Source organism: Actinotalea subterranea (genome assembly GCF_008364845.1).
GTDB classification, from domain to species: Bacteria; Actinomycetota; Actinomycetes; order Actinomycetales; family Cellulomonadaceae; genus Actinotalea; species Actinotalea subterranea.
Window position 1 is genome coordinate 298,379 of the sequence record NZ_VTTP01000003.1, and the last position, 13,613, is coordinate 311,991.

At 73.3% G+C, this 13,613-nt stretch carries 13 protein-coding genes; all 13 read right to left on the minus strand.

Translation table 11 applies throughout. From position 1 onward, the window contains the following. Positions 1–155 precede the first annotated feature (155 nt). On the minus strand, positions 156–575 hold the full coding sequence (locus tag FZ988_RS07215) for a chemotaxis protein CheW (RefSeq protein WP_149203339.1): 420 nt from the start codon (positions 573–575) through the stop codon (positions 156–158). 1 nt (position 576) lies between these two features. Further along, complete coding sequence (locus FZ988_RS07220) at positions 577–3,204, minus strand: chemotaxis protein CheA (protein WP_246169296.1); 2,628 nt, start codon at positions 3,202–3,204, stop codon at positions 577–579. A gap of 244 nt (positions 3,205–3,448) precedes the next feature. Next, complete coding sequence (gene csrA, locus FZ988_RS19140; RefSeq protein ID WP_149203341.1) at positions 3,449–3,787, minus strand: carbon storage regulator CsrA; 339 nt, start codon at positions 3,785–3,787, stop codon at positions 3,449–3,451. Between the two features lie 130 nt (positions 3,788–3,917). Beyond that, positions 3,918–5,309 (minus strand): hypothetical protein, encoded by a 1,392-nt coding sequence (locus FZ988_RS07230; RefSeq protein ID WP_149203342.1) that lies wholly within the window; start codon positions 5,307–5,309, stop codon positions 3,918–3,920. Further along, positions 5,287–7,350, minus strand: coding sequence for a flagellar biosynthesis protein FlhA (locus FZ988_RS07235; protein ID WP_149203343.1), 2,064 nt, complete (start codon positions 7,348–7,350; stop codon positions 5,287–5,289). The genes FZ988_RS07230 and FZ988_RS07235 overlap by 23 nt, the downstream gene beginning before the upstream one ends. An 88-nt stretch (positions 7,351–7,438) precedes the next feature. Continuing rightward, complete coding sequence (locus FZ988_RS07240; RefSeq protein ID WP_149203344.1) at positions 7,439–8,548, minus strand: EscU/YscU/HrcU family type III secretion system export apparatus switch protein; 1,110 nt, start codon at positions 8,546–8,548, stop codon at positions 7,439–7,441. Then, positions 8,545–9,327 carry a flagellar biosynthetic protein FliR gene (locus tag FZ988_RS07245; RefSeq protein ID WP_149203345.1) on the minus strand — a complete coding sequence of 261 codons (783 nt, stop codon included), beginning with the start codon at positions 9,325–9,327 and terminating at the stop codon, positions 8,545–8,547. Before FZ988_RS07245 ends, FZ988_RS07240 begins: the two co-directional genes overlap by 4 nt. 3 nt (positions 9,328–9,330) lie before the next feature. After that, positions 9,331–9,603, minus strand: coding sequence for a flagellar biosynthesis protein FliQ (gene fliQ / locus FZ988_RS07250; RefSeq protein WP_149203346.1), 273 nt, complete (start codon positions 9,601–9,603; stop codon positions 9,331–9,333). Beyond that, positions 9,603–10,469 (minus strand): flagellar type III secretion system pore protein FliP, encoded by an 867-nt coding sequence (fliP, locus tag FZ988_RS07255; protein ID WP_149203616.1) that lies wholly within the window; start codon positions 10,467–10,469, stop codon positions 9,603–9,605. Before fliP ends, fliQ begins: the two co-directional genes overlap by 1 nt. A gap of 11 nt (positions 10,470–10,480) precedes the next feature. Further along, on the minus strand, positions 10,481–11,113 hold the full coding sequence (locus FZ988_RS07260) for a FliO/MopB family protein (RefSeq protein ID WP_149203347.1): 633 nt from the start codon (positions 11,111–11,113) through the stop codon (positions 10,481–10,483). Continuing rightward, positions 11,113–11,865 carry a flagellar motor switch protein FliN gene (gene fliN / locus FZ988_RS07265; RefSeq protein WP_246169299.1) on the minus strand — a complete coding sequence of 251 codons (753 nt, stop codon included), beginning with the start codon at positions 11,863–11,865 and terminating at the stop codon, positions 11,113–11,115. Before fliN ends, FZ988_RS07260 begins: the two co-directional genes overlap by 1 nt. After that, positions 11,865–12,797 carry a FliM/FliN family flagellar motor switch protein gene (locus tag FZ988_RS07270; protein ID WP_246169301.1) on the minus strand — a complete coding sequence of 311 codons (933 nt, stop codon included), beginning with the start codon at positions 12,795–12,797 and terminating at the stop codon, positions 11,865–11,867. Before FZ988_RS07270 ends, fliN begins: the two co-directional genes overlap by 1 nt. 290 nt (positions 12,798–13,087) lie before the next feature. Then, positions 13,088–13,609, minus strand: coding sequence for a flagellar basal body-associated FliL family protein (locus FZ988_RS07275; protein WP_149203349.1), 522 nt, complete (start codon positions 13,607–13,609; stop codon positions 13,088–13,090). Positions 13,610–13,613: the final 4 nt, after the last annotated feature.

A 13,613-nucleotide genomic window follows, 5' to 3' on the forward strand; every position in this document is an offset into this window, starting at 1 on the left:
TTGCCCTCCAGGTGCCAGGCACCGTGCCCGGTCCACCGATGTTCCGTTCGTCCCTCAGCCCGATCGCGTGAGGGGATTTCCGCCGCGATCCGTCCGGAACTACGGCAGACGGGTGATCAAGGTCCCCGCCGACCGCCGAACCCGGGACCTGCGACCTACGCCGCCGTGGCGCGCTCGACGTCCAGCGCGAGCAGCAGCCCGCCGTCGAGCTTGTACGCGCCGAGGATGACCTCGCGCAGCTCGGCGGCCAGCGTGTCCGGCGGCGCCTCGAACTGGGTCTCCTCGACGTCGATGACGTCACCGACCTCGTCGACGAGCAGGCTGATCGGCTCCCCGTCGACCTGGACGACGACCATCATCGGCTCGGCACCCGCCGCGAGCGGCGGCAGACCCATGCGGACCCGCAGGTCGATGCTCAGGACGACCTCGCCGCGGAGGTTGACCAGGCCCGAGATGCCGGCCGGGGCCAGCGGGACCGGCGTGCGCGTGTGCGAGCGCAGCGCCTCCTGGACGCGGACGACGTCGACCCCGTAGCGGGCCCCGTCGAGGACGAAGGTTGCGAGCTGTCGGCTCATGTCACACCCCCACGAGCTCGCCGAAGGCGGCCAGCTCGTCGATGTCGTCGGAGAAGAAGGACGGGTCGGCAGCGGCCACCGCTGCCCGGATGTCGAGCAGCTCGGTGACGCGCTCCTTGAGGACCGTGGAGCCCACCAGGCCGTGGTCGCCCAGCTCGCTGTGCCGCGACGCGTGGTCGTCGACGATGTCGATGATCTCGTCGACCACGATCGCCACGCTCCGCTCGTTGCGGGTGTACATGACGACCGTGAGCTCGTCGCGCTGGTCGCTGAGGGAGCCGAGCATGCGGTCGAGCCGCGCCACGGGAGTGATCTGGCCGCGGTACTGCATGACCTCGCGGGAGCCGACGTGCTCGACGACCGCCGCCGGGAGCTTCTCGAGGCGCGTGACCGCGGAGAGCGGGATCGCCACGCGGCGCCCGTCGCCGATGCCCGCGACCAGGGTCTGCACCGTCTGGACGTCGTGCAGGACCTCGTCGCTGCGCAGCGCCCGGGCGTGCTCGCCGACGTCCGCGGCCATCGACCGCCGGGCCAGGCCCTGCACGTCGAGGATCAGCGAGACGCGTCCGTCGCCCATGAGCGTGGCACCCGCGTAGAGGCCGATCGCCTTGAGACGCGCGGAGAGCGGCTTGACGACGATCTCCTCGGTGTTCAGCACGCGGTCGACGACGAGGCCGAAGCGCACCGTGTCGGCCTGGAGCACGGCGATGACCGTGCGGCCCTCCTCGCTGCGGTCCGGCACGCCGAACAGCTCGCGCAGGTCGACGAGCGGCAGGAGGTCGCCGCGCAGCCGGTACACGGGCGAGGAGCCCACGTACTCGATCGCGCCGTCGGACGTGGAGTCGCCCAGGGCGACCAGCTCGAGGAGGCTGACCTGCGGGATCGCGTAGATCTCGCTGTCGCACTCGACGGTCACCGCGGGCATGATCGCGAGCGTCAGCGGGATGCGCAGGCGCCACGTGGTGCCGCGGCCGACGGTCGAGTCGATGTCGACGGTCCCGCCGATCGACTCGATCTTGGTGCGCACGACGTCCATGCCGACGCCACGACCGGACACGTTGGTCACGGCCTCCGCGGTCGAGAACCCGGGCAGGAAGAGGAGCTGGAGGAGCTCGGCGGGAGCCATGTTCGCGACCTGCTCGGTCGTGCGCACGCCTCGCCGCACCGCCGTCGACGCGACGGCCTGCGGGTCGACGCCCTTGCCGTCGTCGGTGATCTCGACGACGACCTGACCGCCCGCGTGGTACGCACGCAGCGACAGCAGGCCCTGCGCGGGCTTGCCCGCCGCGACCCGGGCGGCCGGCGACTCGATGCCGTGGTCGACCGCGTTGCGGATCAGGTGGGTCAGCGGGTCCTTGATGGCCTCGAGGAGGCTGCGGTCGAGCTCGGTGTCGCCACCGATCATCTCGAGGCGCACCTGCCGGTCGCACGCGGCCGCGAGGTCGCGCACCATGCGCGGGACCTTGGACCACACGTGCTCGATGGGCTGCATGCGCGTCTTCATGACGCCCTCCTGCAGCTCCGAGGCGATGAGGCTCAGCCGCTGCGAGGCGCGCGCCAGGTCCACGTCGCCGCCACCCTCGGCGAGCCGGGAGATGGCGTTGCGTGCCAGCACGAGCTCGCTGACCTGGCGCATGAGGGCGTCGAGGAGGTCGACGTCCACGCGGATCGAGCCGTCGGCGGCGCTGCGGGCCGTCGTGGCGTCCGAGGACGGGACCTCCGGGGGCGCCACCGCCTCGGCAGGGGCGGTCACGGGGGCGGGGGGCACGGCGACCTCCGGGGTGTCGGCAGGGGGGTGCGGGGAGGGCACGACGTCGGAACGCCCGACGTCGGTCATGTCCGGCAGGACCGGGTGCGGCGCACCGTCGTCGGCCGGACGGGTCTGCTCGGTGGCGGTCTCGGTCGCGACGGCCGACGCGCGGCCCGTCGCACCCGAGGCGGCTGCGGCGACCGCAGGCTTCTTCGCCACGACGGGCTTCTTGGCAACGACGGGCTTCTTCGCGACCACCGGCTTCTTGGCGACGACCTTGCGCACGGCCGGGGTAGCCGGAGCGGGGGCGGCGGGCGCCTCGGCGGCGGGCTCGGGCTCGGCGGGCGCCTCCTCGGGCTCGGCCGCGACCGCGGCGAGCACGGGCTCGGCCGCCTCCACCACGGGCGCGGGCTCCGGGGCGGTGGTCTCCACGACGGGCTCCGGCTCGGCGGCGGGCTCCTCGGCGGGCACCGCGGCCTCGGGTGCGTCGACCCGCGCCTCGAGGACCGCGCGGATCCGCTCGACGACGGGCGCGACGTCGACCGATCCCTCGGTGCCGTCGGCCTCGATGGACTCGAGGATCGCGCGGATGCTGTCGACCATCTCGAGCAGCACGTCGGTCGTCGGCTGGTCCATGGAGCGTCGGCCGTCGCGGAGCTCGACGAGCAGGTTCTCGCCGGCGTGCGTGACCTTCTCCAGGGAGCCGAACGCGAGGAACCCGCTCGTGCCCTTGATCGTGTGGATCGTCCGGAACACGCTGCCGAGCAGCTCACGGGCTCCCGGGGTGCTCTCGAGCGCCACGAGGTCCGAGTCCAGCTGGTCGAGGTTCTCGTGGCTCTCGATCAGGAACTCGTGGACGATCTCGTCCAGGTCTTCCACAGCGTCCTCCATGACCGGCCGTAACGGGGCCTCCGCTACACGTCACGAGGCACATCGGCGGTCGGCTGCGGGATGTGAGGGAAGTCCGTGTCGTCCGGCGTGCGTTCACCCGCTCGCGGACGAGCGGAGCACGAGGTCAGACGGCGGACGGGCCGCCGCCGACCGCGGCACGCGCTCGCCCGCAGCTGCCGCGGAACACGCGGCCCTGCCCCGCCGCAGGCTGACCGGCCGGAGGGCCGCGAGGTCAGCGGCGGGGCGCGGCCGGCTTCGCGGGGGTGACGGCCGGCTTCGCCGACTGGGCGGCCGGCGTCTCGGGCGCGGACGCACCACTCGCCGCCGCGGGCGCGGGCGGCGTCGGGGGGCGCAGCGCACGCAGGGCCTCGACGGCGTCGTCGTCGGCCGAGCGCGTCGCCTCGACGTTGGCCTGGGTCACGGCCTCGAGGATCTCGGCCCGCGTGACGCGGACCTCGCGCGGCGCGTCGATGCCGATGCGCACGCCGTCGCTGCGCACGTCGATGACCGTGATGACGATGTTGTCACCGATGATCAGGCGTTCGCCGACGCGACGACTCAGGACGAGCATGGTTGCGAGACTAACGGCTCACCACGCCAACGGCCGCGCCGATGGTCCGCACCCGTCCCAGCCCGTGGTAATGATCATGCAATCGGGCTGCGCGAGGCGGCAGCGGCCGCACCCGACACGTCGGTCGGAGTCAGTCCCAGCGCGCGTCGTCGGCGAGGCGCTCGCTCAGCACCGCGGCCCACACGACGGGCGAGGCGGGCAGGCCGTCGACCCAGCCCACGGGTGTGCCGAGGTTGAGGACGGTGCCCGGCGCCTGCGCGTCGAACGTCGCGGTGGCGGCGACGGCGTCGAACGCCCGGCGCGAGCCGACCCCACGCAGCCAGCGCCGCAGGTCAGCGGCCTTGCGGCGCGCGTCGACGACCGCCCACGCCTGGTCGGGGTGCAGGGCCTCGAGCAGCATCGCCGCCTCGTCCCAGTCGTCGCGCTCGGGCCCGACGCCGAGCGCCACGACCGCGGGGACGTCAGCCGAGACGCGTGCGCGGTACCGGGCGAGGGCCGGCACGGTCTGCAGCCGGCGGCCGTGCCCGGCCACGGGCTCCATGGCGCCCGCGAGGACGATGTCCTCGGGCGCGACGCCCACGCGGCCGGCCATCTGGGTCGCGGTGCGCAGCACGGTCGCGGGATCGCCGGCGACCGCGAGCACCTGGCCGGGCGCGACGCGCAGGGCGGGTGCGCGGTCGAACCTGCGCACGAGCTGCGAGAGCGGGACGGGCGCACCGGGGTCCCCGAAGCCCTGGAGCACGCGCGTGGGGAGCCCGAGCTCGAGGAACGTGCTGATCGTCGAGCCCGAGCCGCGATCGTCAGGCTCCGCCGCACGGGCCGGGGTGGGCGCGGGCGCGGGCGGGGCTGCCGGGGCGGGCTCGACGGCACCGGCGGCGCCCTCGTCGGGCTGCGGCTCCCCCGCCTGCGCCTCGTCGGCGTCGGGCGCGTCGTCGTCGGCCTCGTCCGCCTCGTCGTCGGGGGCGTCCGCGTCGGGCGCGGCGGCGTCGTCGGCGGCCTGGGCGGGGAGGGTGGCGCGCTGCGGGACGGGGCCGACCATCTGGCGCACGGACTCGAGGATCTGGGCGAACGTCTCGCCCGACGTCGACATGACCGGGGCCGGCGGCTCCTCGGGAGCCTCGGGCTCGTCAGGGCCCTCCGGGGTGCCGGCTCCCCCCGACGCACCGGTCGGCTCGGCCGCCGCCGGTGCCCCAGCGCCCTCGGGCGCCCCGCCGCCGGCCACCCGCCCCGCGATCAGGTCCGCGTCCTCCTGCTCGGCGGCGTCGGCCGCGGCGAGCAGCGCGTCGATGCCCGCGGCGTCACCCGGTGCCGTGCCGCGCGGGGCGAGGCGGCGCCGGCCCGGGCGCACGGGCTCGGGCACCTCGACGGTCAGCTCGTAGTGCTCCTTGGCGAAGAACCCCGCGAACCCGCCGGTGCGGATGCGCTCGGCCTTGACGATGCGTGCACCCGGGCCCATCTCGGAGCGCACACGGAGCATGAGGGACGGCAGGTCCTCACCGTCAAGCAGCAATCGCGTGGGCATCACTGACCACCCCCACGGTCTCGATCTGCAGGCCGGCGCCCGTCGCCTCGCTGTAGGAGAGCACAGGGAGGCGGGGCACCGCCAGCACCACGGTACGCCGCAGGGCGGGCCGCAGAGCCGGTGCGCAGACGAGGACCGCTTCGCGGCCGCTGGCCTCACCCTGCGCGGCGAGCGTGCGCAGGGTCGTGAGGATCCGGTCGGCACGTGCGGGGTCGAGCAGAAGCTGCGACCCGCCGTCGCCGGGACGGACCGACTCGAGCAGCGACTGCTCGAGGACGGGGTCGAGCGTGAGGACGCGCAGCACGCCGTCGGTCGCGTGCGGTGCCGCGAGCGCGGGGCCGAGGCTCGCACGTGCGGCCTCGACGAGGCCCTCGGGGTCCGTGCTGACCTTGGCGCGCAGCGTCAGGCCCTCGTAGATGCGGCCCAGGTCCCGCACGGCGACCTGCTCCGCGAGGAGGCCCTGGAGCACGCGCTGGACCTCGCCGAGCGTCAGCAGGTTGGGGATGAGCTCGTCGACGACCGACGGGTTGACCTGCTTGACGCCCTCGGTCAGCACGCGCACGTCCTCGCGGGAGAGCAGGCGGGCCGCGTTGGCGTCGATGATCGCGCCGAGGTGGGTGATGAGGACCGAGACGCGGTCGACGACGGTCGCGCCGACCATCTCGGCGCCGTGCCGCAGCTCAGCGGGGATCCACTTGCCGGGCAGGCCGAACACGGGCTCGACGACGGGCGTGCCGCCGAGGCCGTCGAGGTTGTCGCCGAGTGCGAGGAGCCGGCCGCCGGGCGCCTCGCCGCGGCCCACCTCGACGCCCGCGATGCGCACCACGTACGTCGAACGCGGCAGGTCGACCGAGTCGCGCGTCCGCACGGGCGGGACGACGATGCCGAGCTCCATCGCGATCTTGCGGCGCAGGCCGCGCACGCGGGCCAGGAGGTCCTGGTCGGTCCCGCTGCCGACCATGTCGACGAGGTCGGGTGCGAGCAGGATCTCGAGCGCGTGCACGCGCATCTGCTCGATGAGCGCCTCGGGCGTGTCCGCCTGACCCGTCGGGCCGGTCACGGCGGTCTGCGCGGCTGCGGCGACCGTGGCGGCCTCGGCCTTCTCGGTGACGCCCACGCGCCACGCACCGAACAGGAGCAGCGCACCCACGAGGACGAACGGGATCTTGGGCAGGCCCGGGATGAGCGCGAGGGCGATCGCCGCGGCACCCGCGATCTGCATGGCCGTGCGGCTCTGCGTGAGCTGCTGGCTCGCGGCCGTGCCCATGTCGGCCTCGGCGGTGGCGCGCGTGACGATGAGGCCCGTCGAGACGGACATGAGGAGCGCCGGGATCTGCGTGACGAGGCCGTCACCGATGGTCAGGAGGCTGAACCGCTCGAGCGACTCGCCCGCGGACATGCCCATCTGCATCATGCCGATCGCGAACCCGCCGAGCAGGTTGATGACCGTGATGATGATGCCCGCGATCGCGTCACCCTTGACGAACTTGGAGCCACCGTCCATCGCGCCGTAGAAGTCGGCCTCGGCCGCGACGTCGGCCCGGCGCTTGCGCGCGGTGTCCTCGTCGATGAGGCCCGAGTTCAGGTCGGCGTCGATCGCCATCTGCTTGCCGGGCATCGCGTCGAGGGTGAACCGCGCCCCGACCTCGGCGACACGGCCCGCACCGTTGGTAATGACCGCGAACTGGATGACGACGAGGATCAGGAAGATCACGAGGCCGATGACGAGCGAGCCGCCGACGACGAAGTGCCCGAACGCGTCGATGACCTGCCCGGCGTAGCCGTCGCGCAGCACGAGGCGAGTCGAGGCGACGTTGAGGCCCAGCCGGAACAGCGTGAGCACGAGGAGCATCGAGGGGAACACCGAGAAGTCGAGCGGCCGCTTGACGTACATGCTCGTGAGGAGCACGACGAGCGACATCGTGATGTTGACGACGATCAGGACGTCCAGCAGCGCCGCGGGCAGCGGCACCACGAGGAGCAGGACGACGCCGACCACGCCGACCGGGACGGCCAGCTGGGCGAGGTTCTTGCCTCTCATCGGGGGGTCTCCGGTCTCTGGTGGTCGTTCACGTGACGGGCGGTGCGGGCGGTTGCGGGGCGGTGCGGGCTCGGACCGCGGCGGGTGTTCATGCCGCCTCCGGGACCTGGGTCGGCCCGCCCGGCGGGCGGTGCATGCCGGCCGCGGACCCGCGCCGGCGCAGGGCCATGACGAACGCGAGGATGCGCGCCACGGCGACGAAGAGGTGCTGCGGGATCTCCTGGCCCACCTCGCACGCGGCGTGCAGGGCACGCGCGAGCGGGATGTCCTCGACCATCGGGATGCGCTTGTCGTTGGCGACCTGGCGGATGCGGGCCGCGACGTGCCCGGCGCCCTTGGCGACGACGCGCGGCGCTCCCGTTCCCGGCTGGTACCGGAGAGCGACGGCGACGTGCGTCGGGTTGACGAGCACGACGTCGGCCGTGGCCACCTCCGCGATCATGCGGTTGCGGCTCATCGCGATCTGCTTGGACCGGATGGCGCCCTTGAGCATCGGGTCACCCTCGGACTGCTTGTTCTCGTCCTTGACCTCGCGCAGCGTCATCTTCGTCTTCTTGCGGTTGCGCCGCATGATGACGATGAGGTCGAGCGCCGCGAGGCCGAGGCCCGCGACGACGGCCGTGCGGATCAGGTCGGAGATCCCGGCGCCGGCGGTGCTCAGCACCTGGGTCAGGGAGTGCGTGCCGGACCCGAGCATGAACGGGACGAGGCCCTGCACGACCGTGTAGAGGACGGCGCCGATCGCGAGGGTCTTGAGCGCGGCCTTGACGCCCTGCCAGCCCGCCTGGGGCCCGAAGGTCCGCTTGATGCCGTTGACGACGTTGAACTGCTTGAAGGTCGGCTTGATGCGCTTGGTCGAGAAGTGGATGCCGCCCTGCGCCGCCGACGCGACGACCGCCGCGATCACGACGACCGCGAGCAGCGGCGCGAGCGTCCCGATGAGGGACTGCATGCCCGTGAAGAGCGCCGTCACGGCGGCCTCGGGGTCGGGGTCGGCGATGACGTCGGTGACGACCGTGAGCTGGTCGGTCGCGGCCTTGGTGCCGCTGCTCAGCACCATCGGCAGCATGAGCGCGCCGACGCCGATGCCGAGCCACGAGGAGAGGTCCTGCGACTTCTCGAGGGCTCCGTCGCGGCGGAGCTCCTTCATCCGCTTCGGGGTGGCCTTCTCGGTCTTGTCCTGCCCGCCGCTGCTCATCGCGCCACCTCCAGCACGGTGGTCACGGCGGTGTCCGTCAGCGCGCTGATCAGCTGCGGGACGGCGAGGTAGGCGGTCGCCCCGAGGCTCACGGTGATGAGGATCTTGAGCGGGAACCCGAGCGCGAACGCGTTGAGCGCGGGGGCGACCCGGGTCAGCAGGCCCAGGCCGACGTCGGCCAGGAACAGGACCACGATGAGCGGGCCGGCGACCTGCAGGGCCGAGAGGAACATCTCCGTCAGGCCCGTCGTGACGGCCTGCCCCATCGCGGCGAGGTCGAGCGCGGTGCCGAGCGGCAGGGCGTCGAAGCTCCGGGTGAGGCCCCCGATGACCACCTGGTACGCGTCGGACGCGAAGAGCAGCACGATCGCGGTCATCGTGTAGAGCCGCGAGAACTGTGCGCCGTTGGACTGGCTCATCGGGTCGAACGCGGCCGCGAGCTGGAAGCCGCCGAAGAGGTCGATCAGGTTGCCCGCGGACTGCACGGCGGCGAACACGAGCGCGACGAGGAAGCCGAGCGCCCCGCCGATGACGACCTGGAGCAGCAGCTGCCCGATGAAGACCGCGGTGCCCGACGCGATGGCGGAGCCGACCTCCGTCCCGGCCGCGGCGGCGGCGCGGGGCGCGGCGACGAGGCCCAGCGCGAGCGCGAGCATCGCCTTGACCCGCCCCGGGATGGCCCGGTGCGAGAAGGGCGGCGCGATGACGAGGAACGCCGCGATGCGCACGCCCGCGAGCATGATGATCTCGACGGTCGCGAGGGGCAGCGTCAACCCCACGGGTCAGCCCCCCAGGAGCGTGGGGATGCGCTCGAACATCTCGTGCGTGAACGCGACGGACTCGGAGATCATCCAGTGCCCACCGATGAGGAGGGCCGCGGCCACGGCGATCGCCTTGGGCACGAAGCTCAGGGTGACCTCCTGGACCTGCGTGATCGACTGGAGCAGGGAGATCGCGAAGCCGACGACGAGGGCGGTCACGAGCACGGGGGCCGCGAGCTTGCCCGCGAGCAGCATCGCCTGGAGGCCGATGTCCAGGACGGCGTTGGTGTTCATCAGCCGTAGCTCCCCACGAGTGCGGTGACGATGAGGCCCCAGCCGTCCACGAGGACGAAGAGCAGGAGCTTGAACGGCAGCGACACCATGACGGGCGGCAGCATCATCATGCCCATCGACATCAGTGACGCGGAGACGACGAGGTCGATCACGAGGAACGGCACGAAGATGACGAACCCGATGATGAACGCGCTGCGCAGCTCGGAGAGCATGAACGCCGGGATGAGCGTGGTCATCGCGACGGCGTCCGCCGACTCGGGGTTCGGCTGGTCCGCGGCCCGGGTCACGAGCGCGAGGTCCTCCTCGCGCGTCTGACCCAGCATGAACTCCCGCAGCGGCCCGCCGCCGACCTCCACGGCCTCCGAGAAGGTGGCGGTGCCCGCGAGGTAGGGCTGGAGCGCGGTGTCGTTCACCTCGGTGAGCACCGGCGCCATGATGAACATGGAGAGGAAGAGCGCGAGACCGGCGAGCACCTGGTTGGGCGGGACGCCCTGGAGGCCGAGGGCGTTCCGGGTCAGCGCGAGCACCACGAAGATCTTCGTGAAGCTCGTCATCATGAGGAGCAGCGAGGGCGCGACCGCGAGCAGCGTGATGGTCAGCAGCACCACGATCGAGCTGTTGGGCCCGCCGTTGACGCCGTTGATGTCGACGGTCACGCTCGGGTCCGCGTCGGGCGCGGCGGGGTCGACCGGTGCGGCCGGGTCGGCGGGCGGGACGGGCGCGGCGTGCGCGCCGCCCGCCACGAGGACGGTCAGGGCCAGCGCCGCGAGCAGGACGAGCAGCACGAGGGCCGCACGCGTCCATGCCCGACGACGGGCCGGGCCCTGCGACGGCGACCGGTCGAGCCGGCCCGCGCGGGGCGCCAGGAGGGTGGAGGTCAACGCCGGATGGTCCGTTCCTGCACCGCAACCACCGCCTGGCGCCACGTCGTGGCGTCCAGGATCGATCCCTCGAGGGGGTAGCGGGGCTTGGGAACCGCGGGCATCCGTGCCGCGGGGGTGGACGGGGGCGTGGTGGCAGCAGCGCTGCGCTGGGACTTCGTGGTGCGGGCACCCGACTGGCCGGTGGCCTTGGGGCGAGGTGTGGCGCCGACCGCCGCGAGGACCGTGGGCCGTGCGGCCGGGGCCGCCCGCTCGGTGGTCGCGGGCGTGACGACGGGCAGGTCCGCCACGACGTCGACCGCCGTGAGGGCCTCGAGCTCGGCCGGGTCGAGCTCGACGCGCTCGACGCGCGCCGGCTCGGTCTCGGGCGCCTCGGCCTCGATCTCGGTGAGCAGGTTGACCCCGTGCTCGCTGACGCCGAGGAGCAGGCGACGCCCGCTGACCTCGACGAGCGCGAGCGCGCTGCGGCCGCCGAGCGACTGGCGCGAGACGACCGTGAGCGCGGCGGCCCGGGACCGGCGCACGTGCGCGGTCCCGGACATCCGACGGCCGGCGTACCAGAGCAGCCCCAGCACGCAGGCCAGGGCCAGCGCCACGCGCAGGCCGAGCACGAGGGTCGAGGAGTCCATCAGCCCGCGTGCTCCGCGGAGACGATCTCGGTGATGCGGATGCCGTAGTCCTCGTCGACGACGACGACCTCGCCGCGGGCGACGAGGCGACCGTTGACCATGACGTCCGCGGGGGCGCCGGCGGCCCGGTCGAGCTCGAGGACCGTGCCGGGCACGAGCTCGAGGACCTGACGCACGGGCAGGCGGGTGCGGCCGATCTCGGCCGTGAGCGTCATCTCGACGTCGTTCAGGAGGCGCATCGCGGCGCGCTCGTCGTGCACCGGGGTGCCGCCCTCGCCGCGCTGGTGCGGGACGGGCGGTGCGGCCTGGCGCAGGTGCATGCCGAACCAGGCCTGCGCGGTGCCGCTGGGGTCCGCGAGCGCGACGGCCGTGACGCCGTCCTGCGCGAGCGCGTCGCCCACGGGTGCGGCGGTCGTCGCGTCGAGGACGCCGGCGCCGAGCGTCGCGGTCGCGGCCTCGAGGGCCGGGCGGAGCGCGTCGGCGAGCGAGATCTGGTCGGCGCCCGCGAGCGCGGTGGCGACCGCCTCGTCGGCCACGACCATGACCTCGGCGGACACGGCCCCGACGAAGGACGCGCGCACGACGAGCGCGTCGGGCGAGGGCCCGGCGGACGGGTCGAACGACGCGACGGTCAGGGGCACGGTCGAGGGCAGGAGCCGCGTGAGCTCCTCGGCTGCGGCCCGGGCGATGGTCATCGCCTCGGCCGAGCCGGCGACGGGCGCCGTCGCGGTGGACATGCTGCGGGGACTCATCAGGACTTCTCCTCGGAGGTGACGACCAGGCAGGCCAGGCGGGAGCCGTTGCTCCCGATCGCGGCGCGGGCCAGCACGACGTCGCCGACGACGACGTCGAGCGGGGTGTCCGCGCTGTGGTTGAGGGACACGACGTCGCCGACGGCGAGCCGCCCGATGCTGCCGGGCGTGACCGTGAGCGGCTTGAACCGGACGGAGACGCCGACGGGCACGCCCCGCACCTGGTCGGAGAGCAGGTCGGTCGCGAGCCGGTGCTCGCGGAGCTCGTCGGCCGAGCGCTTGTCGCTGGTCTCGCCGTCGCGCAGGGACGCGAGCAGGATGTCGGCGGGGATCATCATGGTCGCGGTCGAGACCCGCTCCCCCGCGGTGAGCTCGAACGTCGCGACGATCACGGGCTCGGAGGCGGCGACGGCCTGGACGAACTGGGGGTTGTACTGCACGGACTTCACGACGACGTCGAGCGGGTGGACCGCCGCGAGCGCGTACGTGAGGTCCTTCGAGGCCTGCTGGAGCAGGTCGCGCATGAGGAACCACTCGATCTCGGTGAGCTCGCGCTCCGGCACGTCGAGCACGATGCCCGGGCCGCCGAGGAGGTAGTCGATCCACAGCATCGTGGTGTCCATGGGCAGCTGGATGACTGCCGTCGAGCGGTTCTGCTCGATGCCGCACAGGACCATCACGGCGGTGGGCGGCAGGGACCGGATGTACTCGTCGTAGGAGCGCATCTCGACGCGCTCGAGGGTTGCGGCGCCGACGACGCGCAGGCGCGAGGTCAGCAGGGTGCCCCACTGGCGCGAGAACGTCTCGAACGCCATCTCGAGGATGCGCCCGTGCTCCCGCGCGAGCGTCATGGGTCGCCGGAAGTCGTAGGGCTCGGGAGCCGCCGAGCGCTTGCGGCGCGTCGTGGCATTCAGCGTGTCCTGGACCGTCACGGCCAGCACATCGGCACACCGCCGGGGGTGATGAGGCAAAGCCGGGAACCAGATGCGCGGGTGCGTGGAATCACCCGGATCGGCGCCGCGCGTCGCGGCGGGCCTGCCGGCCGTGGCATGCACGGTCCGGCTCCCCGGGCTCCTGGGACCCCGGGGCGAGGTGGCGCCCTCCATGGCGCCGTGAAAGACAACCGGCTTCCGTGCCGGTCTGCTGCGTCAGCGCACCTCGGCCCGGGCGGGCCGCGTTCGGCCCTGCGGGTCGGTGCGCCGGGGACGACGTCCCCCAGTGGTCACTGGGTCACGTAGTCGGTCAGGTAGACGTCGATCACCTCGCCCTCGTAGGCCTCCTCGAGCTGGTGGGCGAGCTCGGTCTTGAGGGCCTCGCGCCCCTCGGGGCTCGACACCTCCTCGACCGTGCGTCCCGAGAACAGGGCGATGGCCAGGTCGAGCGCGCGCGCGGCGTCGGGCTCCTCCGTGACCTCGGCCGTGAGCTGAAGGCCCATGCCCAGGCGCAGGTAGTGCCCGCCCGCGAGGTTGATGCTCACGGCCTCGATGACGAACACCTCGCCCTTCTCGGGCTCCGGCTCGGGCTCGGGGGCCGCCTCGGTCGCGGACGCGCCGGGGCCCATGAGGAACCAGTAGGCCGCGCCGCCGCCGAGGACGAGGACCACCGCCAGGACGATGATCATCAGCTTCTTCTTGGAGCCGCCGCCCTCGCCCTTGCCCTTCGACTCCGGCTCCGGCTCCGGGGCGCCCGACGTGGGCCTGGCGCCGATCTTCGGCTTGCTCGCGATCACGCGCTGCTCGGTCATGGCG